This is a genomic window from Nocardia sp. IBHARD005, from assembly GCF_052814245.1.
In genome coordinates this window covers 1,407,508-1,433,559 of sequence record NZ_CP199935.1, presented here as the reverse complement: position 1 = coordinate 1,433,559, position 26,052 = coordinate 1,407,508, and the positions used below count along the sequence as shown (strand labels likewise).

Below are 26,052 nucleotides of genomic sequence, written 5' to 3'. Positions count from 1 at the left end.
GTGGTGAATTATCGAGCAGCGGAGAGGAATTCGATCAGGATGCGATTGACCTCATCGGGCCGCTCCAGATACCCGTAGTGCCCACACCGCTCGATCTCGGTATAGGTGGCCGTCGGGATCGCCTCGGCGACCTCCCGGCAGAACTGGGGCGGCACCATTTGATCATCGGCGAACCCGACAACCAAGCTGGGCACCGAGATCCCGCGATAGGCCGCTCGCCGATCCTGCGACCGATCCATCCCCGCTTGCGCCCGAGTACCGGGAGTTCCCTTCCCCGAAGTGAATTCGAAGATATCGAGCCACTCCTGCGCCTTGGCCGGATCGGCCAGGGTGTGCGGCGACAGATTGATCATCGCCTTGACCGCGGCCGCGTACTCCGGCGGCAACTGGATCCCCTTGTCGAACAACGCCTGCTCCCCCTTGCTGAGGGTGCTCGTCACCGGATACGGACGCGCGGTGGCGGCGAACATCACGGCCTTGCCCAGCAGCTCCGGCCGAACCAGCGCGAGCTCGGCGACGATCCGCGACCCCATCGAGGTACCGACGACATGCGCAGGGGCACCGAGGTGCTCGATCAGCGCGGCGGTGTCACCGACCAGTTGCGCCATGGTGATCCCGGCGGCCGACTCCGACGACGGCGCGATCCCCCGATTGTCGACAGTCGCGACGGTGAACCCCGCCTTGATCAGAGCAGGCACCTGATAGGTGCGCCAGATACGTCCAGGACTCCCACTACCCATCACGAGCAGGACAAGCGGTCCCGAACCGGTGACGTCGTAGCTGAGCTGAATGCCGTTGAGCGAGGCGATGGGCATATCTCAACTTACCGCCACCACGGGGCCGAGTCGGCAGCGACGACAGCCACGCAACCGACTCAGCCCTTCGCGGCGAAATAGGCGGTGCGAACAGCGACCGTCGCGGGGGCTGGGAAGTCGGGTGCGCCGGAGCCGAGCGGACCGACCTTGACCAGCCAAGTGCTGGTGGAGGTGTCGATGGCCGTGCGGGCGGTGGACGACGCAAGGACGACATCACTGCCGCCATCGCAGGAATAAGCACCGACCAGACCGTCGGAGCGACCGCCCCAGGCACCGCCGACGCGGATGCGGCAGTGGCGGCCGTCGGCGAGTTCGAGTGCCCACGGTTCGGGCGATGCGGCCTTGCCGATGTCGGCGACCGGAGGGTTGACGGTATACAGGCGCAGCCCGCGCTGCCACGGGTCATTCGCACACAGCAGCGACGCCCTGTCGGGCGCCGCCCAGCACACATTGGCCGAGTCGGCCGAAGCACCGCATTCGTAGATGCCCGTCGTGGTGGCCGAGCGACTCGGCGACATGTGCGAGCAATCGAGGGTGCCGACCGGAGTCGGGCTGGTCACGGTGAAGCCGTTGGCCGGTTGACCTGCGGCGTCGACGGCGACCAGGGAGACGACCTCGGTCGCGACCGGTGGCCGGGGCGCGGTGGTGCCGGGCATACTGCTCGGAGCGCCCGCACCGGTCGGGCGAGGGCCGGGCGTCGTCGGAGCGATGATGACCGGCGGCGACCGATCCGGCACGATCGTCGGACCGCCTGCGCCGGGCTGTTCGGTGTCGGGTACCCCAGAACCCCACGAGCCACCGCGAGCGGTCGACGTCACCGGTTGCGCGGAGCCGTCTTCCGTCGAGCATCCCACGACCGGCATCGCGCACAGCATGCCCACTGAAACGATGAACCCGGCTGCCTTCATGCCACCACCCCTGCGTGCGAAGTTCGAGCTCTGTCTACTGCGCATCGGGCCGTGTGCCTGAATCGTTAACCGGCCGAATCGCTTCGGGCCTCGCCTGCCGCTGTCACCTTCGCCGCCAGTGAGCGGATCGCCGCGCTTTCCGCATCGGTCATCCGGTCGATGAACAACTCCCGCACCAATTCGACGTGCTCTGGCGCGGCCTCGCGCAGCACCTGGTGTCCGGCTTCGGTCAGCGAGACGACGATTCCGCGCGCGTCGTCCTCGGCGGGCACTCGGGCGACGAGTCCGCGCGTGGCCATCCGGGCCAGGTGCTTGGACAACCGGGACTTGTCCCAGCAGACCTTGGCGGCGAGCTCCTTGGCCCGCAGGCATCCTTCGGGTGCCGCCGACAGCGGAACCAACAGCTCGTAGTCGGCCATCGACAGTCCGTGTTCGGCCAGGCCCGCGGCCAGCACGGCGTCTAGTCGCTGGCGCATCAGGATGTAGGACTGCCAGGTCTGCTGCTCTTCTTCGGACAACCATCGGGGCACGGGAATGATCCTAGGGCGTAGTTGGTTGACATGGAAACCAACTACGTAGCACCCAGGAGGCAACCCCATGCCAGCTATCACCGTCGACGACATCATGGTGCTGCCCCGGCTGCCCCGCCCCGATGTCACCGAGACCCAGCGTCCGGTGCGCCAGATCGTCACCGCCGCGCGCCAGCGGGAAGGCGCCGGATTCGAGGTGACCCGGCCGTTCCCCAGCGTCGACCTGCGCTCGGCCGACCCGTTCATCCTGCTCGACCAGATGGGCCCGGTGGCCTACGAGCCGTATGCGGCCAAGGGCGCGCCATGGCATCCACACCGCGGCTTCGAAACCGTCACGTACATGCTCGACGGCACCATGGTCCACCACGATTCCCAAGGTGGTGGCGGTGTGATCGGCGAGGGCGACACACAGTGGATGACCGCGGGCTCGGGCATGCTGCACGACGAACTGCCCGAGGAGCAGCTCGTGATCTCCGGCGGCACGTTCCACGGAATCCAGCTGTGGGTGAACCTGCCGCGATCCAACAAGTTCGCCACCCCGCGCTACCAGGACCTGCGCGCGAGTGAACTGACCCTGGTCAGCTCGCACGACGGCGGCGCGCTCGTGCGCGTCATCGCCGGTGAGATCGCCGGATTCGCGGGCCCCGGTTCCACCTACACCCCGATCGCCTACGCCCACGCCTCGCTCGTGCCCGGCGCTCAGCTGGAAACACCATGGCCGAAGGACTTCACCGCGATGGCCTATGTGCTGTCGGGCAGCGGCACGGCCGGCGTCGATCGCAGGCCGATCAGCGCCGGGCAGCTGGTGGTCTTCGGCAAGGGCGACGCCATCACCCTGACCGCCGACCTCACCCAGCGCAGCACCACCGGCGATCTCGAGGTACTGCTGCTCGGCGGAACCCCGTTGCGCGAACCGGTGATTCAATACGGGCCGTTCGTGATGAACACTCGCCAGGAAATCATCGACGCGATGGAGGATTTCAATGCGGGCCGAATGGGCACCATCCCGGCCGAACACCTGACCGGACGCAGGCTGGGCGAATAACCGACCATGATTCGCGGCGAATCCCCCTCCTCGTGCGGTTGACAATCGGTCGCCCCGTCATCAAGGTGGACGGGGCCTACCGGCCAACATCGTGGCCGTGACCACACCCGAACCGCAGCAGACATAGAGGAATTCATGAACGTTCGCCGGCTCACCGTCAGCCTTGCCGCCGTAGGGCTCGCCCTGATCGCCGCACCCGTCGCCCACGCCAACCCGTTCGCGGGCTCGGCGGGCACCGGTTCGTCGAGCTTCGACTCCATTCTCGGAGCCACCGGCTCGGCCAATCTGGTCCAGTCCGGTTCCGCCGGTGGGGCTTTCCGCAGCTGCGACGATGCGATGGCCGCGGGCCGCGCGCCGCTGTTCCGTGGTGAGGCGGGCTACTCGCCGCACCTCGATCCCGATGGCGACGGCCTGGCCTGCCCCACGCAGTAAAAGCACAAAAAACACCCGATGTGGCTCGTTGGCACATCGGGTGTTTTTGTTGTCCGGCCGGCTGATTCAGCGGCGGAAGATCTTGATCAGGAACAGGCCCGCCACGAGGGCGCCCGCTCCGATCAGCGTGTATTTGACCTTCGGCTCGTTCAGCTTGGCGACCACCATATTTTTGGTGTCGTCCGCGATCCGTTGCGGATCGGCGCGCACCGCCAGTTCGTCGAGCGTGGTCGCCAACCGGGTACGCGCGATCTCGATCTCGCGTTCGATCCGGTCGGTGTCGTCCTTGGCCACCGTCACCTCCAGGTAAATGTCTGCTGCTCGGCACCGAGTCTATCCATGCCCTCGACCGGCCCGGTCGGTTACCGTGCGGTGGTGACCGACAACCATCGCCTCTCCCCCGGAGACACCGCCCCCGAATTCACGCTGCCCGACGCCGACGGCAACGACGTGTCGCTGTCGGACTACCGCGGCCGCAAGGTGATCGTCTATTTCTACCCGGCCGCCAGCACCCCCGGCTGCACCAAGCAGGCATGCGATTTCCGCGACAACCTGGCCGAGCTCGGTGGCGCCGGCCTCGAGGTCATCGGCATCTCGCCCGACAAGCCGGCCAAGCTGGCCAAGTTCCGCGACAACGAGGGCCTGACCTTCCCGTTGCTCGCCGACCCCGAGCGCGAGGTGCTCAAAGAATGGGGCGCGTTCGGCGAGAAGATGATGTACGGCAAGACCGTGACGGGCGTGATCCGCTCGACCTTCGTGGTCGACGAGAAGGGCAAGATCGAGGTTGCCCAGTACAACGTCCGAGCCACCGGCCACGTCGCTAAGTTGCGCCGCGATCTGGCGGTGTAGTCAGTCGCCGAACGTGGCGATGAACACCTCGTAACCGTCGAGCAGTCGGGCCAGGCCGAATGCGAAATCGGCCTGCTCCCACTCGATATCGCTGTCGTCGAACGCGGCGGAGGAGAGCGCGGCCGACACCGAGGGGAAGCGCTGTGGGTCGAGCACCCTGGCCATCACCGAGGGGAAGTCGGCGCCCTCTTCCTCCTGCAGGTCCCGCAGGAACCGATGTTTGCCCACCACGAACATCGACATGTTCATGACCAGCTGGAGCTTGACCGGCTCCGGCACCGCCGCCTCGGCGAGCACGCCCAACGCCGTCTCGAGCCACGCCATATTGTTCGGTCCCATCGGCGGCCGGCTCAGCGGGATGTCCATCCACCAGGGATGACGACCCAGCCGCGCGAACTCGGCTCGCGCCCACTGCTCCAGCCCGGACCGCCATGGCGTCTGCGGCGCGATGACGGGTGGCGCGCCGACAACCCGGTCCATCAGCAGGTCGACCAGCGTGTTCTTGCTGTCGACATAGCGATACAGCGTCATCGCGGTGAAGCCGAGCTGCTTGGCGACCCGGTTCATCGACAGCGCCGCGAAGCCCTCCGCATCGGCCACTTCGGTGGCGGCGTCGAGGATCTGATCGAGGGTGAGCGCCCGCTTCGGGCCGCGGCAGCTCGATCCGGCACCTTCGCAAAACCTTCGGCTCCCACGTCGTCCTGGACGACCTCGACCTCGACATCAGCGCGGGCACCGTCTTCGCCCTCCTCGGCCCCAACGGCGCGGGCAAGACCACGCTGGTCCGCATCTTGGCGACCCTGAGCCGACCCGACCGCGGCGATGTCACGGTTTTCGAGCACGATCTGCTGCAAGCCCCCGATACGATCCGGCGGCTGATCGGCGTCACCGGCCAGAACGCCTCCGTCGACGGCGTGCTCACCGGCACCGAGAACCTGCGGCTCACCGGCAGGTTGCTGCACCTCGGCAAGGCCGAAACCGTGCGTCGCGGCGCCGAACTCCTGAGGCGCTTCGATCTGGTCGACGCCGCCGACAAGCCGGTCGGCTCCTACTCCGGCGGCATGCGCCGCAGACTCGACCTCGCGATGAGCCTGATGGGCAAGCCGCGCATCGTCTTCCTCGACGAGCCGACCACCGGCCTCGACCCGCGCAGCCGGCGCGACCTGTGGGCCGCCATCAGGGAACTGTCCGCCGAGGGGACAACCATCCTGCTCACCACGCAGTACATGGAGGAGGCCGACCAGCTCGCCGACCGGATCGCCGTGCTCGATGACGGACGCGTCGTCGCCGACGGCACACCGGAAGAACTCAAACGCCTGGTGCCGGGCGGCCATATCCGATTCCGCTTCGCCGACCGCGCACTACTCGAGGCCGCCGCGCGAGCACTCGACAGCAGCTCCGGTGGACATGCCGACCCCGAACAGCTGACCCTGCAGGTGCCGTCGGACGGCAGTGCCATCGAGATCAAACAGCTGCTCGACCGATTCGCCGAGCTCGACATCGCGATCGACCAGCTCACGTGCACACCCCCGACCTCGACGATGTCTTCTTCGCACTGACCGGACGAACCGAGGTCGCCGCATGAGCGCCACCCGCACACTCCAGGATTCGGCCACCATGCTGGATCGCAATATCCGCCACACCCTGCGCAGTCCCGACACGATGATCATGACGATCGCCCTGCCGGTGATGATCCTGCTGATGTTCGTCTACGTGTTCGGCGGCGCGATGGATGTGGGCGCAGGCGACTACATCGACTATGTCGTGCCCGGAATCATCCTGCTGTGCGCGGGTTTCGGCGCCTCGACCACCGCGGTCGGGCTGTCCACGGATGTGGCCGAGGGCATCATCGACCGGTTCCGCACCATGGCCATCGCCCGCTCGGCGGTGCTCACCGGGCATGTCGCCGAGAGTGTGATCCGCAATCTGATCACCTCGGCGATCGTCATCGGGGTGGCGGTGCTGCTCGGCTTCCGGCCGACCACCGATCCGCTGCGCTGGCTCGGTGTGTTCGGTGTGCTCGCGATGTTCGTGTTCGCGCTGTCGTGGTTGGCCGCCGCGCTGGGCCTGCTCGCGCGAAACCCGGAGGCGGCCAATGGTTTCACGTTCGTGTTCATGTTCCTGCCGTACGTGAGCTCTGCTTTCGTCCCGACCTCGTCGATGCCGGTATGGCTGCACCGGTTCGCGGAGAATCAGCCGGTGACGCCGGTGATCGAGACGACGCGCGGATTGTTGATGGGCACGCCGATCGGCGACAGCGGGTTGCTCGCGGTGCTGTGGTGCGCGGGTATCGCGCTGGTCGGGTACCTCGCGGCGGGAGTTCTGTTCCGGCGTCGCACCAGCCTCTGAAACCAGTGCGGGGGCAGCGCACACGCGCTGCCCCCGCACTGCGGGAACTGTCAGTCGGCGGATGCCGTGTACGGGCCCCCCGGCGTAATAGCCTGCGCAGGCTGCATGCTGAGCGGGATGCCGGTTCCCGGCAACGTCGGTGCCGCGGCGGGGATCTGCGGCACCGAAGGCGCGACAGGTTCGAGCGGCAGCGGATCCTCCTGTGGTGCATCACCGTACAGCTGGGTCGGGTAGCCGAGCGGGAACTCGCCCGGGTTGACCAGTTGCGGATTGGGCGACACCGTCTCGTACGGCGAGGTGGTGGACTCCTCGGCCGGGCTCACCTGCACACCGCTACCGGAACCCACCCCGCCGCTCGACCCGGTCTCCGCCGAGGCGGCTTCGTGTGTCTGGGGGGCTTGCGGAATCATCGGCGCCGACGCGACGCCGGGCTCCGACGACACGGCGGTGTTGTCGACCGCCGGCGGCCCGCTGTTCATCACCGCGTACGAACCACCCGCGACGAGCCCGCCCGCGAGCACACTGGCTGCCGCGGCGACCATCGCGGTCCCCCGCTTTGACCGCGAGCCGGTCGAGATCGGCACGACGATGGTGTCGCCGAGCGCGACCAGCGCGGCACCGGCGGCGGGCGCGAACGGCGCCAGCCGACAGGGCAGCACCGGCACCCCGAATCCGGCGACCGCGTCGCGCACCGCGGGCGCGTCCGACGAGGAACCGACCAGCACCACCGCGCCGGGCTTCACCGACGCGGCCTCGAACTGGTCCCACGCCGCGGATACGCCGGTGCGCAGCGCGTCAGGCGTTGGTGCGCCGGTCTGCGAGTAGGCGGCGAGCACGCGATGGCGACCGGGGTCGATCAGCGTCATCGCCTGGTAGCCGGGCACAGCCTCGTAGACGAGCAGATTCTCGAACTCGTCGAGCCAGGTCATCGCGCCGGCGACGAACAGATGCGCCGACTTCGCCGAAACCAGCGAGGCCGTACCCCATTCGGTCTCCGCCAGCCGGGTGACGATCGCGCGCCGCTCATTCGCGTCGCGGTAACTTACTGCCACCCCGGCGATCTCGTGCACGTCATCGAGTTCGGCGGCTATCGCGTCGAGTGCGGTGTGTACCGCCGCCGCCACTTCGGCCTTACCGTCGCCGTTGGCACGGACGGTGCGCCGCAGCAGCATCCGATCCGTGAGAGTGACGCCCGATTCGGCGAACGCCACCGCGTGCACGGCTCCTCGCTCGGTGCTGACGCCGAGGGTTACCACAGATCCTGCTGCCACAAGTCTTGCCTTCCCCTATGCGAAACGGTGCGGGACGGGACCACACAGGGTCCGTCACTTCGCGGTAGGTCTGGTGCGGCGTGAGCTGGCTAGCCGCGAATAAGCGTGCAGATAGACGCACACTTATCTGATGATTCGTCACCGGTCAGGGCATGGATGGGTCGGGATTTCAGCCAGTTGTTGACACGCTGTCGGTAGAGGCGTGTCGCGGATCTGTGTATACCGCTAGCCTGGATGGGTGGAAGTACACGCGCAGGCCCGGTCACCGCAGAGCCGTCCGGACCCTGCGCTGGAATTGCAGGACGACCCGCAGGAGTTGATGCCGCGCAAGCGGCCGACGCAGGAGCGCAGCAAGCGCAAATTCGACGCCCTGCTGGCGTCTTCGCGCGAGCTGCTGGTCGAGGTGGGGTTCGAATCGTTCACCTGTGAAGAGGTCGCGCAGCGCGCCGAGGTGCCGATCGGCACCCTGTACCAGTTCTTCGCCAACAAGTACGTGATCGTCTGCGAGCTCAATCGGCAAGACCTGGTTGCGGTTTCCCGCGAGCTGGCCGACTTCCACGGTGAAGTACCTTCGCTGGACTGGTTGCGGCACATGAATCAGTTCGTCGACCACATGGCGAACCTGTGGACCACCGACCCGTCACGGCGCGAAGTGTGGCTGGCGATGCAGTCGACCCCGTCCACGCGGGCCACGGGCGCGCTGCACGAGAAGGAATTCGCCGCGGTCGTCTCGCAGATGCTGCGGCCGCTGACCCCGCGCACACCGCGCGCCCGGCGCACGATGATGGCCGAGGTGCTGGTGCACGTCGTGTATTCGATGCTGAATTTCTCGGTGCAGGAAGATCAATCGAACACCGATGCCGTCGCCGAACTCAAGCGGCTGATGGTGGCGTATCTGCTCGTCGCGGAAAAAGAATCGCGGCAATCCCGCCCCGCGGATTCTGCCGACGGCTGAGAGCGCCGCTGGTCGGCAACCGGGCCAACGGTAGGTCACTCGCCGGGTTCTGGATGTACCCGGCGAGTGACCCGTGTTCTCGCGAGATCAGTTGTCGCGCTGGCTGGTGCCTACTCGTCCTTCGATCAGGTCGGCCAGTTCACCGGGATCTTCCAGCACCACCATCGCCGCGGCGGTGTCGCCGTCGTGGGTCAGCGACAGGTGCACGCGCACTCGCGGCAGGAATTCCGCGGCGAGGCCGTGCAGTTTGATGCTCGGCCTGCCCCAGGCATCGTTGACGACTTCGATCAGCGGATACGGGTTGTCGCCGATCTGTGGGCTGCGGGCGAAGCGAGACGATGCCCAGGCTTTGAGCACCGCCTCCTTCGCGGCCCAGCGTGCGGCGAAGCTGCGGGCCGGGTCGGTTTGCTTGCTCTGGCAGTAGCGACGTTCACCAGCGGTGAATGTCTCCCTGAGCATGGTCGACCCGGGCCGTTGCAGCTGTTCGGCGAACTCGGAGATGGTCACCAAGTCCAAGCCGATACCGAGAATCGTCACGAAGCGCCAGCCTACGACGCTTCGGTCGGCTGCGGAGCGATTTGCCCGGTGCCGCAACCCCATCCGTTCGCGCTGTAGACGCCGTCGCTGTCCAGGCGGGCCTGCGGCGAGAGCAGCATGTCGGCCTCGAGCTGACGAATCTGCTTGGCCGGCGTGCCGTCGGCGCCGAGGCGACGGTCGGCAGGCTTCTCGTACAGTGCCGAGCCGCCGCACATGGCCTCGGCGAACCGCTGCCTGCCCGCGAGCTGACGCGTCTGCGCCCGCTCCTGGTATTCGGCCCGCGCGGCCGGTTCGATCGCGGCCAGGAACGCCTGCGGATGGACCACCGCGAGCAGACCGGACACGTGACCGAAGCCGAGCGAGGTCACCAGACCCGCCTTCAGCGCGAACTTCTCGCCGAAGCGCAGCGGCTCGCGCGCCCACACCAGGTGCGGGTAGCCCGCCATCTTCTCGTCGACACAGTCCAGGCTCCGGTTCGGCGGCACCACACCGTTTTCCAGCACCTGGCACAGGCCGATGAGCTGGAACGCCGCCGCGCCGCCCTTCGCATGGCCGGTGAGGCTCTTCTGCGAGACCACGAACAGCGGTGCGCCGTCGGTGCGACCCAGCGCGCCCGCGAGCCGCTCGTGCAGCTCCGACTCGTTGGGATCGTTGGCCGCGGTGGAGGTGTCGTGCTTGGAGATCACCGCGATGTCATCGGGGGTCACGCCGAGCTTGCGCAGTTCGGCCGCCAGTCGCGACTCGCGCCCACCTCGCCCCGCCCCCAGCGCGCCGAGACCCGGCGCCGGGATGGAGGTGTGCACACCATCGGCGAAGGACTGGGCGAAGGCGATGACGCCGAGCACCGGCAGACCCATCTGCACGGCCACGTCACCGCGGGCCAGCAGCACGGTGCCGCCACCCTGCGACTCCACGAACCCGCCGCGGCGACGGTCGTTGGCGCGGGAGAAGTAGCGGTCGCTGATTCCCTTGGCACGCATGCTCGCCGAGTCGGCGGTGGCCGACATGTCACCGAAGCCGACGATGCCTTCGATACCCAGATCGTCGAAACCACCGGCGACCACGACCTCGGCCTTACCGAGCCGGATCTTGTCGACGCCTTCCTCGACCGACACCGCCGCCGTGGCGCAGGCCGCGACCGGGTGCACCATGGCGCCGTAGCTGCCCACGTAGGACTGCACGACGTGCGCGAGGGCGACGTTGGGCAGCGCCTCCTGCAGGATGTCGTTCGGGCGCGGTTCGCCGAGCAGGTTGTCGACGTAGAGCGAGCGCATCGAGGACATGCCGCCCATGCCGGTGCCCTGGGTGTTGGCCACCAGGCTCGGGTGCACCCAGCTCATCAGCTCGTCGGGGCTGAAGCCCGCGCCGACGAACGCGTCGACGGTGCAGACGATGTTCCACAGCGCGACCCGGTCGATCGAGGCGGCCATGTCGGCCGAGACGCCCCAGATGGTGGGGTCCCAGCCGGTCGGGATCTGGCCACCGACCACCCGCGACAGCTTCGCCTTGCGCGGCACCCGGATCTCGGTGCCCGCCTGACGAGTCACGGTCCAGTCGCCCGAACCTTCGACCGGGCTGATCACCGTGTGCTCGGGATCGGCGGTGTGGAAGGTGCGCGCCTCCGCCTCGTTCGCGACGGTGAACGACAGGTCCTGATCGAGGAACACCGAGGTGAGCAGCGGGGCGGCGTTGTCGAGCATGGCGCCGTCGTCTTCGTAGCGGCGCACACCGCAGCGTTCGACGACGGTGTCGTGGTAGCGCTGCGCGACTTCGGCTTCGGGCACGAAGTCACCGGATTCGGTGTCGTACCAGCCGGGCTTTGGTTCGTTCTCCCAGCGGATCAGACCGGTGGTCCAGGCCAGTTCGAGCACGCCGGCGGCCGAGAGCTTGTCTTCGACCTCCATCTCGAAACGGGTGCGCGCGGAGCCGTACGGGCCGAGCTCACCCGCACCGACGATGACGACCATGTCGCTGAGATCCGCGGTGACCTGACCCCAATCCGGCACCGGCAGTGCCGAACTCAGGGTGGGCGGTGCGGGCAGCGCGGCGATCGTCGCGGCGGTCGCGGCCTGTTCGATCGGCTCGGCCGCGACCTCCTGCGCCTGCTTGGCGAGCGCGGGCAGGTCGAGCTTGGCGCGCGCCAGACCACCGGTGAGGTCGATCTGCTGCGGGCCGGTGATGGTCACCTGACGAGCACGCGAGGTGCACCACTTGAGCAGTTCGTCGGCCATCTCGGTGGTCGACCAGGTGTGCACGCCCGCCTTCTCCACGGCCTCGACCATCGGGTCGTTGTGGCCCATCAGCCCGGTGCCGCGCACCCAGCCGATCAGCGCGTGCACCAGCGTCACCCGTGCGGCCCAGGACTTCTCGGCCTTCCACTTCAAGACCACCGCGTCGAGCGCGGCCTTGGATTCGCCGTAGGCGCCGTCGCCGCCGAAGAGGCCGCGGTTGGGCGAACCCGGCAGCACCACATGCAGTTTCGCGTCGACGTCATGGTCGGCACCGAGAGCGGACAGGCCACCGATCAGGCGTTCCACCGACCACAGCAGCACGCGCATTTCCATTTCGGCGCGGGCGCCGGCGTCGGCGAGGTCACCGGCGACGCGCGGTGCCGCGAACGGCAGCAGCATCGTCGGGGTCATCGCGTCCTTGACCTTGATCTTGGCGCCGCCCGCGTTGTCGACCTGTTCGGTGCCGACCCACTCGATCAGCGCGTCGAGGTCCTGGTAGGAGGCCATATTGGCCGGGACCACCCACAGCGCCGCACCGTGGCGGGCGTTGTCGCGGTAGAGCGAGCGGTAGAACCGCAACCGCTCGTCGTTGAGCCCGGAGGTGGTGACCACCACGGTCGCGCCGCCGGCAAGGAGCTTGCCGGTCACCGCTGCCGCGATGGAACCCTTGCTGGCGCCGGTGATCACGGCGAGGTCGTCGGACCACAGACCCGGCTCGGTGGTGTCGAGCGCGGTCTTCGCGATCTGCGCGTACACCCCGGCCAGCACCGAACGGGCTTCGTGCATGGCCCGCTGCCGCCACCAGTTCGCCTGGGCGGCAACCGCGTCACCGGCACCGGCGAAACCGTCGATCGACTGCTGCGCGGTGGTGGCGTCGTCGCCGAGCCACATCTTCGCGAGGTCTTCGCGGGCGGTGGCCCATCGGTCGTCGATGAGAACGGCCTTGCGGGCATCGAACGCGGGGGCGACCAAACGCGGCCAGTCCGAACCCAATTCGGCCGACACGAGGTCGACGAGCGTGTCAGGCGTCGCTTCGGGAGCGCTTACCTTCTCGCTGAGGCCGAGCTGTTCGAGCACCACCCGGGCCGCGGTGGCGAGCACGCCGTCGCGACCGGTGATCTGCTCGGTGAACTCACCGAGCGCCGCCGCGTCGACGGTGCCGCCTGCCGCGCCACCCGCCGAGGGCATCGAGACCGCGACACCGCGTCGTGCGGCCACCGCCTGCACGGCCGCGTCGATGGCCGCGTCTACCGATGCCGCGTCGCTGAGCGCACCGGCGGCGAGACCGCCGAGGTCGCCGCCGCGCACGCTGGCACCTTCACGGGTGCCGAGCGAGACCTCGGCAGTGACGTGGCTGGCCCAGCCGTCGCCGAGTTCCCAGACCTTCTTGACCCGGTCGGCGATGGCGGCGGGCCGCTTGCCCGACGGGCCGAAGACCTTGCGCAGGTGGTCGCCGATGGCATCGGTGAGCACGGTGCCGAAGGGCTTGTAGGTGCGGGCCAGGCGTTCGACGGTGGCGGCCAGTGCGCCCATGTCGGCGTCGGCGGCACCGTCGATGGCACCGAGGGAGAGTTCGGCACCGAGGTCGACGAGCAGCTGGTTACGCCGTGAGGAGACACCGTCGCAGAGGCCCTCGATGGTGTCGACCGGGCCGATCTGGTCCAGGCGCAGCTTGGTCCACAGCGCGATGAGCACGCGGGTGGCGTCGGCGGCGCTGAAGGCGATGTCGTCGGGGCGCGGGCCGCCGGTCGCCACCGGAGCGGCGGCGGCGACGGGGGCCGCCGCGGCCGTGGTTTCGACCGGGGTCTCGTCGATGTCGTCGACCGGCACCGGATCGGTGTCGGTGGAGTAGACGACGGCCGCGTCACGCTCGACATTGACGACCTCCACGGTCGCCCCGCCGAACGCGGGCAGCTTCAGCGTCTGCGAGGCCAGGTTCGCCACGGTCGGGGTGGCGCCGAGGCCGATCTCGACGAACCGTTCGACACCGAGACCACCGTGCGCGGTGTCGGTGAACAGCAGGTCCTGGGTCTCGATCCAGCGCACCGGGCTGGCGAACTGCCACGCCAGCAGCTCGATCAGCACCACGCGGCACAGCTCGGCATCGCGCTGCGCCCAGTTGCCGAAATCGGCCAGCACGGCCACGAGGGGCTCCGACGGCACGAGTTCGGCGATCTCGGCGAGGAACGCGCGATCGAGAGAGAACGGACGGGGCACCAGGTTCGGAATGTAGCGTCCGACCAGGACTTCCGGGTGCACTTCGGCGGGCAGCAGCTGCTCGAGCTTGTGCCGGAACTCCGGCACACCGTCGCGCAGCACCGAGGAGTGGAACGGCACGTCGATGCCGGGCACCAGGATGAAGGCCCGCTTGCCACCGAATTCGGCACGGCGGCGGTCGATTTCGGTCTCGAGTGCCTCGAGCCCGGCGACCGTGCCCGCGATGGCGTACTGGGAGCCGCGCAGGTTCAGGTTCACCACCTCGAGGAATTCACCGGTCGCCGCGCCGATGCTGTTGACGAAGTCGATCACCTCGGTATCGGGCAGCCCGATCTGCGACGGGCGGATGGCGGCCATCCGATAGTCGCTGCGGCCCTGCGCGTCACGCGGTACCAGTTCGTGCATGGCCGAGCCGCGCTGGAACACCACCTCGAGCACGGCCTCCAGGGGCAGCACACCGGCGACGGCGGCGAGGGCGTTGTACTCACCGACCGAGTGACCGGCCAGCATCGCGCCTTCGACGAACGCGCCCGCTTCGCGCAGCTCGGCGACCTGGGCCACGCCGAGGGTGGCCATGGCGACCTGGGTGAACTGGGTCAGGTGCAGCACGCCGTCCGGGTGCCGGTGTTCGACACCACGCGCCTTGAGGTAGGTCGGGTTGTCGCGCACCACCGCCAGGATCGAGAAACCGAGGGCTTCGCGGGTGTGCGCGTCGGCACGCTCCCACACCCGCTTGGCCGCCTTCGAGCGGGTCAGCGCGTCCAGGCCCATCCCCTTGCGCTGGATGCCCTGGCCCGGGAAGGCGTACACGGTCTTCGGGGCGGCGGTGCGCCCGGTCGCGGTCATGACCAGGTCACCGTCGACGCGGCAGGAGACCTCGACGATCTCGGCGCCCGCGTCCACCGCGATCCGCTCCACCCGCACGTCCACGGTCGCGCCGGGGCGCACCATGCCGAGGAACCGGGTGGTCCATGCCGTGAGAGTGCGTGCGGGAACGGACTTTTCGGGATCCACCGCGACCACCGCGTGCTGGGCGGCGGCCGAGAGCCACATGCCGTGCACGATCGGGCTGCCCAGGCCGGCCAGCTTGGCGGCGGCATCGGAGGTGTGGATCGGGTTGTGGTCGCCGGAGACGGCGGCGAAGGCGTGCATGGCGCGCGGGGCGGCCATGCTGACATCGCGGCGACGGCGGCGCGGGGTGTCGGTGGCGTCGCCGGAGACCGCACCGGCCGCGCGCGGCGGATCGGTGAGCTCGCCCGCGCCGTTGCGGCCGCGGATGGCGAACCGTTCGACGAGGCGGGCCAGCGGGGTGGCGTCGAGTCCCTGGTCGAGGATCAGCCCGACGTGCACCTCGACCTCGACCACGCGGCCCATGTCGGTGTCGACCACCGCACCGCCCTCGGCACGGACGACGAGAATGCTGGTCTCCGAAGGCAATTCGTCGAGCAGGTCGATCTGATGGTCCAGGTGGACCAGGTCGAGCATGCCCTCGATGACGGAACCACCCACCGGGGTGCGCGCCGCGCCGAGTACCGCGAACACCGCGGGCCAGCAGGCACCGACCAGCACGTCGGGGGCGGTGCGCCCGAGGGTGCTGAGGGTGTCGGGCAGGCCCGAGCCGGTGACCCCGGCATGGTCGGCGATCAGATCCGGCATCCACGCCAGATTGAGGTGTGCCACACCGGCTTTCACCTCGGGCAGCGACTTCCCGGCGGCCACGCCGAGCAGTGCCGACATCGCGGTTTCGGCATCGGCCTCGGTGATCACCGGCGCGCCACCGGAATACACGCTCGCGGGCACGGTGACGCGGATCCGGACGTTGTCGCCGGCGAGCGGCACCGTCAGCTCCACATAGCTGAATTCTGCTTCGGGACCGGTGGTTTCGGTCAGGGTGGCGCCGGTGCCCTGATGCACCGCACTCCCCGCCTCGATGGTCCACTCGGAGATCTCGCCGAGGCGGTGCACCGGGTTGACGGTGGTGCGCCCGGCCCACTGCACGTCGGGGGCGGCGAGCACGGTGTCGATCGGACCCGCGACGACACCCGCGGCGCGACGCGCATCCACTGCCTCCGGCACGACACCGTCCCTGACCAGGCTGAACGCGGTGTCCTGTTCGAACCGGTCGAGCAGCTCGCCCACCGGCTCGTCCACGCGGGTGATACCGGCGACGGCGACGGTGCCGGGGATGACGCACACCTGATCGGCCGAGTAGCGCCGATCATGGGCCTGCCACAGCGAATCCGAGCGCCACCAGCGCCGCACATCGGCGTCGACGACAGGCACGAAGTTCACCGGTTTGCCCGGCGTCTTGCACAGCGAGACGAAGAACGGCACGTCGGCCGGGTGCAGCACGGTGTCGGCGACGGTCGGGTACTGCTTCTTCAGCGCGCACAGCGCCTGCACCGGGTGCTCGAAGGCTTCGTCGCCGGCGAACAAGGTTTCGATCTCGCCGCTGTCGGCCGCGTTGAGCCGGGATTCGGTGCGGCGCATCATCTCCGCGAACCGGTCGCGCCAGCTGATGTCGAGCCAGTCCGAGCGGGTGGCGTCGCGGATCGCGTCACCGATATCGCTGCCGCAATCGAACGAGATCGGCACGTCACTCGTAACAGCAAGGGAGACATAGCGTTCCAGCCACTGCTGGTAGGTCATGGTGGCGATGTCGCCGAAGTAGGGCTTGGCGGTGGCGTCGAGCGCCGCGATGATCTCGGCGCGGCGGCTCGCCACAGCGTCGGCATCGCCGGCGACCTCGTCGAGCAGGCGGCCGGTGCGCGAGGCGGCATTGTCGATCTCGTGGATATCGGCGCCCAATTGGCTTCGCCCGGATGCCATTCCGCCATTCGCGGTACCCGCACCGACCCAGTCGGGGGTGCCGGGAGTGTCGACGAGCAGCTGCTTCACCTCGGGCGAGGTGGTCGCTTCGAGGGTGGCCATGGCCGCGGTGCCGACGAGCACACCGTCGAGCGGCATCAGCGGGTAGCCGTAGCCGGTGGACCAGGTGCCGGTGAGGTAGTCGGTGGCGCGCTCGGGGGTGCCGATGCCGCCGCCGACGCAGATCACCACGTTGGCGTGGCCGCGCAGCTGGGCGTAGGTGGCCAGCAGCAGGTCGTCGAGGTCTTCCCAGGAGTGGTGCCCGCCTGCCTTGCCGCCTTCGATGTGCATGATCACCGGGTAGTCCGGGACCGCGTCGGCGATGCGCAGGACGGCCTTGATCTGGGCGACGGTGCCCGGCTTGAACGCGACGTGGCTGATGCCCGCCTCGGACAGCTCACCGATCAGCGCGACGGCTTCGTCGAGTTCGGGGATGCCCGCGGTGACGATCACGCCGTCGATCGGCGCACCCGCCGCCCGCGCCTTCTGCACCAGCCGCTTGCCGCCCAGCTGCAACTTCCACAGGTAGGGATCGAGGAACAGCGAGTTGAACTGCACCGCGCGACCCGGCTGCAGCAGCTGACGCAGCTCGGTCATCCGGTCGGCGAAGATCTGCTCGGTCACCTGTCCGCCACCGGCCAGCTCGGCCCAGTGCCCCGCATTGGCCGCGGCCGCAACGATTTTCGCGTCGACGGTGGTCGGGGTCATGCCCGCCAGCAGGATCGGCGAGCGGCCGGTGAGCTTGGTGAACGCAGTCTCCACGACGATGCGGCCGTTGGGCAAGCACACCGGTTTCGGCGCGAACGCCGACCACGGCGTCGACGGCTCCGGCGCGGCACCCGGGGTGAGCAGGCTGCGCTGACCGGCGCGGGTGGCGGCGGCGATCACGCCGACGCCGGTGCCCTTGAGCGCGCCGCCGGTCACCCGCGAGAGCAGGTCGCCGGGGCCCAGATCGAGGATCCACTGTGCGCCCGCGTCGACCACGGCATCGACGGTGGCGACCCAGTCGATCGGGTCGACGAGCACCTGCTGGGTCAGGGCGGCGGCGAGGTCGGCGTCGATCTCACACTGGCGAGCCCAGCCCGCGACCAGTTCGACGGTCTCGGCCAGCGCCGGGTGGTGGAAGGCGACGTCGACGGAGATGTCCTCGAACACGGGCGCGAAGACCGCGCCACCGCGGGCCTTGCTCTCGCGCTCACGGGTCTGCTCGTCGTGCAGCTGCGCGCAACGCGTGCGCACCCGATCGAGCTGCGCGGGCGCACCCGAGAGCACGACGCGCCTGCGTCCGTTGCGGATCGACACGACCGCGGCGATCGCGGGGTCGACTCCTTCCGCCACCTCGGTGACGATCGCCCGCAGCTGTTCGGGATCCACGTTAGATACCGCGACCATCGGCGAGCGCTCGCCCACCGGCATCAGTCCCCGCCTGCGCGCGACGAGCCCGGCGGCCGCACCGACGAGCTGGGCGATGGCCAGCAGCTCCGCGTCACGTGTGCCGCCCGCTTCGACCGCGGCGGCGGCGAACAGCCCCTGCGAATGTCCGACGATCGCGACGGGCGCGTGCTCGGCCGGGTCGAGGCCCTGCAACCGCAACGCCCTGGTCGCGGCGAGCTGGGCCAGCAGCACACCCGGCATGGAAACGGCCACCGAGCGCAGCACCGAGTCCGCGGGTGCCGAGGAGGGCTCCTCCGGCTCGTCGAGCTCGCTCTCGAGCACCCAGCCCATCGGATCGAAACCACCGGGGCGCACCACCAGCAACTGCGTCGCAACCGGGTCGATCAGCGCGGACGCGTCATTGACCAGCGCGGTCAGCTCGGGCTCCAGCGCGCTGTCGCGCCCGATCTCCTCGAGCTCGCGCAGCCACTGCGCACCCTGTCCACCGAACGCCAACGCGTATCCCGCCCCGTTGCGCAGCTGCTCGAGCAGCGCCGCGCGGGCACCTCTCGCCGGGCCACGACCATTCGTCTTCGTGGTCGCTTCCGTGCCGATTTCGGTGCTCTCGTTGATCGTCAAGACGCTCGACTTCCTTCTCCTGGCGTGTCGCCCACCGACGGCACGCACACGTTTCCGGCAGCCCCTCGGGCCTGTTGAGAGCCACAATCGCACAAAATCATGAGGAAAGCCTCACGTTTCCGGCCCAGCCAATGGCTACCGCCCAGTATTTTCAGACGTCCGTACCACAATCATCTGAAACATGACGCAGCCTCATGTTTGAACACGCAGGTCCAGCCTGTTACCGGGGTTCTCAAACATGAGTGCCCCTCACATTGAGGTTTACCGAATCGTTATAATCCCAGGTAGTGTTACCCACGAGTACGCCACGCCGCCCCAACGCTTCGCGCAGCCCGATTCGCCCGGTAGAGTTTGGACGGTCGTACACATCCAAGCGCGAGTGGCGAAATTGGCAGACGCGCCAGATTTAGGTTCTGGTGTCCACGGACGTAGGGGTTCAAGTCCCCTCTCGCGCACCACTCGAACACGTATTCGTGGCAAATTTGCCGGAAGTGCGTGTTCGAACACCCTTCGAACACCTCTCGGGCACGCACACGTCCCAGATTTGCTGCAGATGCGTGTTCGAGCACCCTCGAACACGCACTTCTCGCAGTTGGTTCATGGAGGGAGGTGCTCGTCATGCTGATCGCGCCGATCGTCCCGCCCCCAACGCCGCTGGACGAACTCATCGAGCACATGCGGGGCACAGCCGACACAGTCTCGGCCCGCACCGGCAACGACATGGCCTAGGCATGTGCGCGGTCGGCGCCGCTTGGCGTATCCACGACCGAGCAATACTCGACGCACTCGGCTGGCCCCCGGCAACCCGTCTCGGCATCCGCGGCGTCGACGACGGCGTCCGGCTCGTCGCCTGGGCCGAGCACGGCATCGCCGAAGTCAACACCAACCGCTACTTCCGTGTCCCGTTCCGGCAACGACGCCGAGCCGAACTGCACATCGGCGACAAGGTCCTACTCGTCGCGCACCTCACCCCCGACCACCTCGCGATCTACCCGCCCCGCGCACTCCACGCGTTCTTCGGCAACCACCGACGACTGCTGGAGGCATAACCAATGCCCCCGACACACCACCCGACGGCCGATCCGGCCGCGATCGAGGCGACCCGAGTCCTGCTGTGCCAGATCGGAATTACGCCCTCCGACCTGATGGCAACGATTCCGGAATATCCCACCTTCGCCCACGCCATCTCGCAACTTCGACCCACCCTCACTCTGGGCACCTACCGTGCGCACCTCGACAGACTCGAAAACACTTGGCCCAAGCAACAACTCGACGAGGTGTCCGTCGCCGACCTCGACCGGCAAGCCCGCGACGTGCAAGCGAGCAGCAGAATCAACCGCAGCAGCCGAGACGGCTCCGGCGCACGAGAACATTTCGTCAACGCCGTCCGCTGCCTCTACCGCTACGCCGAGAACAACAACTGGATCCAGCCCCACCGAAACCCGGCCCGCCAGTTGACGATCCCCACCCGACAACCCTCACACCGGCACGCGATCCCCTCGCCGCGGCTGGCCGAGATCTGCCAAGTCGCCGCCGTCACCGGAAACGACCGCGAACCCGACAGCCTCACCTTGCGACTCCACATCGAAACCGCCTGCCGCCGCGAAGGTGCCCTCCGACTACGCCCCGACGACCTCGACACCGAGCTGTGCCTCGTCCTGCTCCGAAAGAAGGGCGGCCGCGATCGGTGGCAACCGATCTCGAGCAAATGCCACATCCGGCCATTCGGCTGTGGACGCCGACACAGAGGACCGGGGCATTCCCCGGAGTCTGATCGACCGCCGGTTACTTTCGAAGTCCCCGCAGCCGACAACCGCGCAGTACCCGAATTGCATCTCTCAGCAGCTCGTGGTCCGCCGATCGCGCTGCTGAGACCGCGAGACGTTCGTGCGCACCGACGCGGATGTGAGCCTGCGCGGTGCCGGTGCATTGCCGTGAGAGCATGCCCGTCGACGGATTCCAGGCTATCGGCCTGCCGAGGTCAGTGGCTACTCGCTATGCTCGAAACAGCAACTGCGACGAGGGGGATCGTGAGCGAAGCGCCACCGAACTGGTATCCGGACCCGCATGACAACGGCTTTCTGCGGTACTGGGACGGCATCGCCTGGACTGGTGACCGGGTACCGAACGACGCAGTCGCGCAAGATCAGTCCGATGCCATCGGTGCATCGAAGGTGCCGCTGCTCGGTGCTCGTGGCTTCGCGAAGAAGCAGTCGCAGGAACTGGCCGACGCACTCACCGAGATCCAGAGGCTACGAGGGCAACTCGAGCAGACTGGTGGCCTCGAGTTAGCCGAACTCCAGCGACTACGCGACCAGTTCGCCGCCCAGGTCACCGATCAGCAGGCATTGCTGGATACAGTGCTCGCTCAGCTGACCGAGGCTCGGGCCGAAGTGATCAGTACTCGCGACGAGCATGTCCTCCAGGAAATCGGGATCTACGACTACCGTCATCCCCTGACGGATTCGGTCGCCTACCGAGACGCACTCGCACGCCTACAGGGTGAAATCAAGGCCATGGCTCGGCGTGACGGCGGCGCGATCGAGGCACAGAAGGCTTGGGTGGTCGAGGGGTCGGCTGCACAGGGCCGCAAGATGATCCGCGAATACTCGAAGCTGATGCTGCGCGCCTACAACGCCGAAGCCGACAATCTCGTGCGCAGTCTCAAGCCCTACAAGTTACCCACCGCACTCGATCGACTCGACAAGATCGCCCTCACCCTTGAACAATTCGGCGCGACCATGTCGCTGCGCGTAGCACCCGCCTATCACCAATTCCGCCGCCGCGAACTGGAACTCACCGCCGACCATCTCGAACTGCTCGCACGCCAGAAAGAGTACGAACGAGAGGAGCGTGACCGCCTCCGTGAAGAACGTCGCGCACACGAAGAACTCGCGCGCGAGCAGACCAGACTCGAACAGCAGCAACAACGACATCGCGATGCCCTGGCCGCGCTCGAAGCCGCTGGCACGATGAATCCGGAGGCGTCCGGCGCGCTGCAGGCGAAGCTGGCCGAACTCGACCTGGCGATCGCCAGCATCAGGAACCGGGCGGGCAATCTTCGCGCCGGACACATCTACGTCATCTCCAACATCGGCGCGTTCGGTGCAGGTGTGGTCCAGATCGGGTTGACCCGCCGGTTCGATCCGTGGGAACGGATCCGAGACCTCAGCAACGCGTCGGTGCCCTTCGGCTACGACGTCCACACATTGTTCTTCGACAACGACGCCGCCGGAATCGAAGACGAGCTGCACAGCCGACTCGAGCACAAGCGAGTCAACAAGGTCAACCGGCGTCGAGAGTTCTTCTACGCCAACCCCGCTGAAGTCCGCGAGCACCTCCGGGAACTGACCACACAACTGTTGGAGTTCACCGAGCTGCCCGAAGCCGTCCAATACCGCCAAAGCCATCCCGCCGTGAGCGATAGCACCCCGAATTGACACAGGAGGACGATCACACCATGTCGAATCCACAGAGCCAGTTGATGATTCACACTGACGGCAGCGCTGACGACCTGTTCCGGCTGAAGGAATGGCTCAATGGCACCGATGAGCTGCGCGGCAGAGTAACGCTGCCCACCAGCCGGATTCGCCCCGGCGAGATGGGCGGGCTCACCGACGTCCTCGTCGTTGCGGTCGGCGCCGGCGGAATCGCGCCCGTACTCATCCAGTCCCTGACCGGATGGCTCACCGCCCGCCGATCCGACATCACGCTCACGCTCAAAACCGGTGAGCACACCGAAATAACCGTTGACCTCAAAAGGATCAAGCAACCGGAGGTCACCAAAACCCTGCAGTCCATGCTGGAAAGGTTCGATAACCGGCAATGACACCGGCAGCGAATCGTGACGGCTGGCGTGCGGTCCTCATCGGAGTGAGCCGCTACATCGATACCGAATTCACCGGCATTCCGGCCGCCACCACCAACATCATAGATCTCGCCAGGCTCCTGACCGCGCCGACCGGCGGCGCGCTCGCTGCCGAGCACTGCATCGCACTCCCCGATCCCGACGTCGCGACGCAAGTAGGCAAAGCGATCGCCGCCGCCGCGGACGGGGCCGATGATGTCCTGCTCGTGTACTACACCGGGCACGGTGTGGTGGATCGGTACGGTCGGCTGTACCTGACGCTGCCCGGCACCGACCACCACCACCCCGAGTGGGGTTCGGTGCCGTTTTCGACGCTGCGCGATGAACTCTTGGAAAGCCGAGCGGGCACTCGGATCCTGATCCTGGACTGCTGCTTCTCGGGCCGCGCCTTCGAAGCTATGACATCGGCCGCCGCCGCCGTCGATGGCCAAATCGATGTCAAAGGCACCTACACCATTGCGTCCTCGGCCAGGGATGTGTCCTCGATAGCCCCCGAAGGCGAGCGGCACACCGCCTTCACCGGAGCCTTGCTGCACGCTGCCACCGAGATCGGCCTCACCCTCGATCAGCTCTATCGACGGGTCGAGCAGATCCTGCACCACGGCGGCCACCCCCGGCCACAACGACGCAGCGTCGCCGGCGCCGGAGATCTACGCCTGTTCACCGCACCCGATCATCGAGTTGCCCCCGTCGACGAGCCGGTCATGGCAGACGTCGACAATGCGACCCTGTTCTTCAACGGTGGACGCTGCGCCGACCGAAACGATCTCCCCAAGGCGGAGGGACTGTGGCGACGCGCCGCAACCCAGGGGCACACCGGCGCGATGAACAATCTCGCCAACTCACTGTTGGACCGAAACGAGGCCCGCGACGCATACGACTGGTACAGCAAGGCCGCCGAACTCGGCAACGCCGACGCCATGACCAATCTGGCACAACTGCTCTACACACTGAAGCACCGTGATGACGCCGAGCGTTGGTGCCGCCTGGCGGCCTCGACCGACCACACCGACGCCATGTACAACCTCGCCGTGATGCTGGACAAATCTCTCCGGTTCGACGAAGCCCTCCTCTGGTATCAGAAAGCCGCGAACGCTGGTCACACCGACGCGATGCACAACCTCGCGATCCGGCTCCGCCATCGCGGACAAATCTCCGAGGCAGCCGCCTGGTGGCGCAACGCCGGACACAAACACCCACAACGCACCAGCGACAAGCCACGCGGTCTCAGTTCCCCAGCACGATCACGGTGAGCGAGAGACCAACACAATCGCCGGAACCAGACGACGCGGAACACCGAACTTGTCACGGTCGCAGCAGTGCAGGCCCGTGGGCGTTCGCCCCGCCGCCCACGCTACGGTGGAGCGACGATCGGCCAGTAGGAGTGTCAGGTGCACCGCACGTCGGAGCAGAGCGAACCATCCGGATCGGTCCATCCACATTGGATCACGGTTCAAACCACCCGGACAGTGCTGGTCGTCGTTCACACCATCACCGCATGGAATCGCCTGTCGGATATTCTTCCCACTTTCGATTCCGACCGTCGCGTCCAGCTCGTATTCACTTTTCCCGACGTATCGAATGTCACCGGTGACGTGGAGCGACAACTCGGCTCATCCGGCGCAAAGATAATTACGTGGGACCGCGCCTTGACGGACAAATTCGACCTTGCGATTTCAGTGCACCACAGTGGAGATCTGCACAAGATTTCTGCACCACTCGCAATAATGTCACACGGAATGGGCTATAGTAAGATAGCTCGGGAATCGGGAATCGGGAATCGGGAATCGGGAATCGGGAATCGGGAATCGGGAATCGGGAATCGGGAATCGGGAATCGGGAACGTCTACGGCCTCGGTCGCGAATGGCTGGTCCGGGATGGTTCCGTCCCCGCAGCGGTCGTCCTCTCCCACGTCAATGATCGGCAGCGTCTTACGCTCACAGCTCCCGAAGCTCTACCCAATGCGGTAGTTGCCGGCGACCCTTGTTATGACCGCATGCAAGCCAGCTCGCATTACCGGCATGCCTATCGCGCAGCCCTTGGCGCACGAGCAGACACCACCGTTGTTACGGTGTCGTCGACGTGGGGCCCAGGTTCACTACTGGGGCAGCACCCCGACCTGATCAATGACTTGCTCAGCGAGCTCACGCTCGACAACAACATTCTTGCTGCGGTCGTTCATCCGAACGTCTGGTTCGCCCACGGCCCACTACAGCTGCGCACGTGGCTGGCCGATGCTGTTCGGTCCGGGCTCCGCCTCATCCCTCCGATCAGGGGATGGCAGCAGACTGTCCTGGCGTCCGACGTCATGGTCGGCGACCACGGCGCGGTCACCAGTTATGCAGCTGCCCAAGGGATTCCCACCCTCCTCGCAGCGTTCCCCCACGAGGAGGTCGCCACCGGCTCGGCACCGGACATACTCGGCGACCTGGCACCGACCTTGCATCCCCTGCTACCGCTACCCGGCCAAATCGCGCAAGCGATCACCACCCACGACAGCACCCGCATGCAGGCGGTGACGTCGCTGGCTACCTCCCGACCAGGCGCCTGCCTCGACACGCTGCGATCGACATTCTATGAGCTGCTGAACCTCTCGGAGCCCGACCACCCTGCTCCGGAGTTCCCTTATGCCGCAGCAGATCTCATGCCCGAAACCCAGCCTTTACAGGCATGCTGGGTCGCATGCGAACCGGAACCGAACAGATCCTCCACATCGTCGGTCCGCATCCGTCGATGGCCCGCCGATGTCACACCGCGGCGAAATCGGGGCCACCGCACAACGGATGCCTGTCTGGTGGTGCACGAAGATCACCCTCGGCGGGACCTCAATCGCAATGCTGACATCATCGTGGTGTCGAAACGTCCCGATATCGATTCCGATGAACTGCTGCGCCGAACGCTGCAGCACCGTCCATCGTGCTCGGTCGCGGTAGTCGAGGTCGGTCCCGGACGGCTACGCTTGCGCCACCGTGTCGGCGGGCTTTCGGAGGCAATATCGCCGAACCCGGTCCGCGGGCCGATGCCGACCGCGGGCATCGCGGCTACGGCACACACCATGGCGAAAAACAGCCGGGCCGCTGGCCGCGAACTGACAATGCTGATCGGCGATCAGCGAATCTCCTTCGCCCTCAAAGACATCGACTCCGAACCCAGCTGACCTCGA

18 protein-coding genes, 1 tRNA gene and 1 pseudogene are annotated in these 26,052 nt (G+C 67.3%); 12 read left to right on the top strand and 8 right to left on the bottom strand.

Features of this window, described 5'->3' with window-relative positions:
• Positions 1–8: 8 nt before the first annotated feature.
• From ACTWPB_RS06530 to ACTWPB_RS06520, 3 genes are all read right to left on the bottom strand, one after another.
• The gene (locus ACTWPB_RS06530) at positions 9–815 is read right to left on the bottom strand and encodes an alpha/beta fold hydrolase (RefSeq protein WP_446224786.1); all 807 of its coding nucleotides are present in this window, start codon (positions 813–815) and stop codon (positions 9–11) included.
• Between the two features lie 59 nt (positions 816–874).
• A complete protein-coding gene (locus ACTWPB_RS06525) occupies positions 875–1,723 on the bottom strand; it encodes a hypothetical protein (protein ID WP_446224785.1) in 849 nt (282 codons plus the stop codon).
• Between the two features lie 65 nt (positions 1,724–1,788).
• Positions 1,789–2,253: a MarR family winged helix-turn-helix transcriptional regulator gene (locus ACTWPB_RS06520; RefSeq protein ID WP_446224784.1), complete on the bottom strand. Its 465-nt coding sequence runs from the start codon at positions 2,251–2,253 to the stop codon at positions 1,789–1,791.
• Positions 2,254–2,320: 67 nt separating this feature from the next.
• Here ACTWPB_RS06520 and ACTWPB_RS06515 point away from each other — a divergent pair, with 67 nt between their 5' ends.
• Positions 2,321–3,298: a pirin family protein gene (locus tag ACTWPB_RS06515; protein ID WP_446224783.1), complete on the top strand. Its 978-nt coding sequence runs from the start codon at positions 2,321–2,323 to the stop codon at positions 3,296–3,298.
• Positions 3,299–3,433: 135 nt separating this feature from the next.
• The gene (locus ACTWPB_RS06510) at positions 3,434–3,730 is read left to right on the top strand and encodes an excalibur calcium-binding domain-containing protein (RefSeq protein WP_101464065.1); all 297 of its coding nucleotides are present in this window, start codon (positions 3,434–3,436) and stop codon (positions 3,728–3,730) included.
• A 66-nt stretch (positions 3,731–3,796) separates the two neighbouring features.
• Here the strand turns inward: ACTWPB_RS06510 and ACTWPB_RS06505 are convergent, their stop codons facing one another.
• Positions 3,797–4,030, bottom strand: a complete 234-nt coding sequence (locus tag ACTWPB_RS06505; RefSeq protein WP_446224782.1) for a DUF3618 domain-containing protein — start codon at positions 4,028–4,030, stop codon at positions 3,797–3,799.
• A gap of 75 nt (positions 4,031–4,105) precedes the next feature.
• Between ACTWPB_RS06505 and bcp the strand changes: the two genes are divergently transcribed.
• Complete coding sequence (gene bcp, locus ACTWPB_RS06500) at positions 4,106–4,579, top strand: thioredoxin-dependent thiol peroxidase (RefSeq protein WP_446224781.1); 474 nt, start codon at positions 4,106–4,108, stop codon at positions 4,577–4,579.
• Here the strand turns inward: bcp and ACTWPB_RS06495 are convergent, their stop codons facing one another.
• On the bottom strand, positions 4,580–5,200 hold the full coding sequence (locus tag ACTWPB_RS06495) for a TetR/AcrR family transcriptional regulator (protein WP_446226252.1): 621 nt from the start codon (positions 5,198–5,200) through the stop codon (positions 4,580–4,582).
• Between the two features lie 41 nt (positions 5,201–5,241).
• On the opposite strand from ACTWPB_RS06495, the pseudogene ACTWPB_RS06490 reads away from it, so the two are divergent.
• Both ACTWPB_RS06490 and ACTWPB_RS06485 read left to right on the top strand, forming a co-directional pair.
• A pseudogene (locus ACTWPB_RS06490) lies at positions 5,242–6,164 on the top strand (ATP-binding cassette domain-containing protein).
• Positions 6,161–6,928, top strand: coding sequence for an ABC transporter permease (locus ACTWPB_RS06485; protein WP_446224780.1), 768 nt, complete (start codon positions 6,161–6,163; stop codon positions 6,926–6,928). Before ACTWPB_RS06490 ends, ACTWPB_RS06485 begins: the two are co-directional and overlap by 4 nt.
• A 50-nt stretch (positions 6,929–6,978) precedes the next feature.
• Here ACTWPB_RS06485 and ACTWPB_RS06480 read toward each other — a convergent pair whose 3' ends face one another.
• Entirely contained in the window at positions 6,979–8,199 is a 1,221-nt protein-coding gene (locus ACTWPB_RS06480) for a hypothetical protein (protein WP_446224779.1), read from the bottom strand.
• A 319-nt stretch (positions 8,200–8,518) separates the two neighbouring features.
• Between ACTWPB_RS06480 and ACTWPB_RS06475 the strand changes: the two genes are divergently transcribed.
• Positions 8,519–9,154 (top strand): TetR family transcriptional regulator, encoded by a 636-nt coding sequence (locus ACTWPB_RS06475; RefSeq protein WP_446226251.1) that lies wholly within the window; start codon positions 8,519–8,521, stop codon positions 9,152–9,154.
• Between the two features lie 87 nt (positions 9,155–9,241).
• Here ACTWPB_RS06475 and acpS read toward each other — a convergent pair whose 3' ends face one another.
• Positions 9,242–9,691 carry a holo-ACP synthase AcpS gene (gene acpS, locus ACTWPB_RS06470; RefSeq protein ID WP_446224778.1) on the bottom strand — a complete coding sequence of 150 codons (450 nt, stop codon included), beginning with the start codon at positions 9,689–9,691 and terminating at the stop codon, positions 9,242–9,244.
• Between the two features lie 11 nt (positions 9,692–9,702).
• The gene (locus ACTWPB_RS06465; RefSeq protein WP_446224777.1) at positions 9,703–19,020 is read right to left on the bottom strand and encodes a fatty acid synthase subunit beta domain-containing protein; all 9,318 of its coding nucleotides are present in this window, start codon (positions 19,018–19,020) and stop codon (positions 9,703–9,705) included.
• A 373-nt stretch (positions 19,021–19,393) separates the two neighbouring features.
• Between ACTWPB_RS06465 and ACTWPB_RS06460 the strand changes: the two genes are divergently transcribed.
• From ACTWPB_RS06460 to ACTWPB_RS06435, 6 genes are all read left to right on the top strand, one after another.
• A tRNA-Leu gene (locus ACTWPB_RS06460) sits at positions 19,394–19,478 on the top strand.
• A 273-nt stretch (positions 19,479–19,751) separates the two neighbouring features.
• Positions 19,752–20,069: a hypothetical protein gene (locus ACTWPB_RS06455; RefSeq protein ID WP_446224776.1), complete on the top strand. Its 318-nt coding sequence runs from the start codon at positions 19,752–19,754 to the stop codon at positions 20,067–20,069.
• Between the two features lie 981 nt (positions 20,070–21,050).
• A complete protein-coding gene (locus ACTWPB_RS06450; RefSeq protein ID WP_446224775.1) occupies positions 21,051–22,460 on the top strand; it encodes a DUF4041 domain-containing protein in 1,410 nt (469 codons plus the stop codon).
• 20 nt (positions 22,461–22,480) lie between these two features.
• On the top strand, positions 22,481–22,849 hold the full coding sequence (locus tag ACTWPB_RS06445; RefSeq protein ID WP_446224774.1) for an effector-associated constant component EACC1: 369 nt from the start codon (positions 22,481–22,483) through the stop codon (positions 22,847–22,849).
• The gene (locus ACTWPB_RS06440) at positions 22,846–24,141 is read left to right on the top strand and encodes a caspase, EACC1-associated type (RefSeq protein ID WP_446224773.1); all 1,296 of its coding nucleotides are present in this window, start codon (positions 22,846–22,848) and stop codon (positions 24,139–24,141) included. Before ACTWPB_RS06445 ends, ACTWPB_RS06440 begins: the two co-directional genes overlap by 4 nt.
• 138 nt (positions 24,142–24,279) lie before the next feature.
• On the top strand, positions 24,280–26,046 hold the full coding sequence (locus ACTWPB_RS06435; protein WP_446224772.1) for a hypothetical protein: 1,767 nt from the start codon (positions 24,280–24,282) through the stop codon (positions 26,044–26,046).
• The last annotated feature ends 6 nt before the right edge of the window (positions 26,047–26,052 follow it).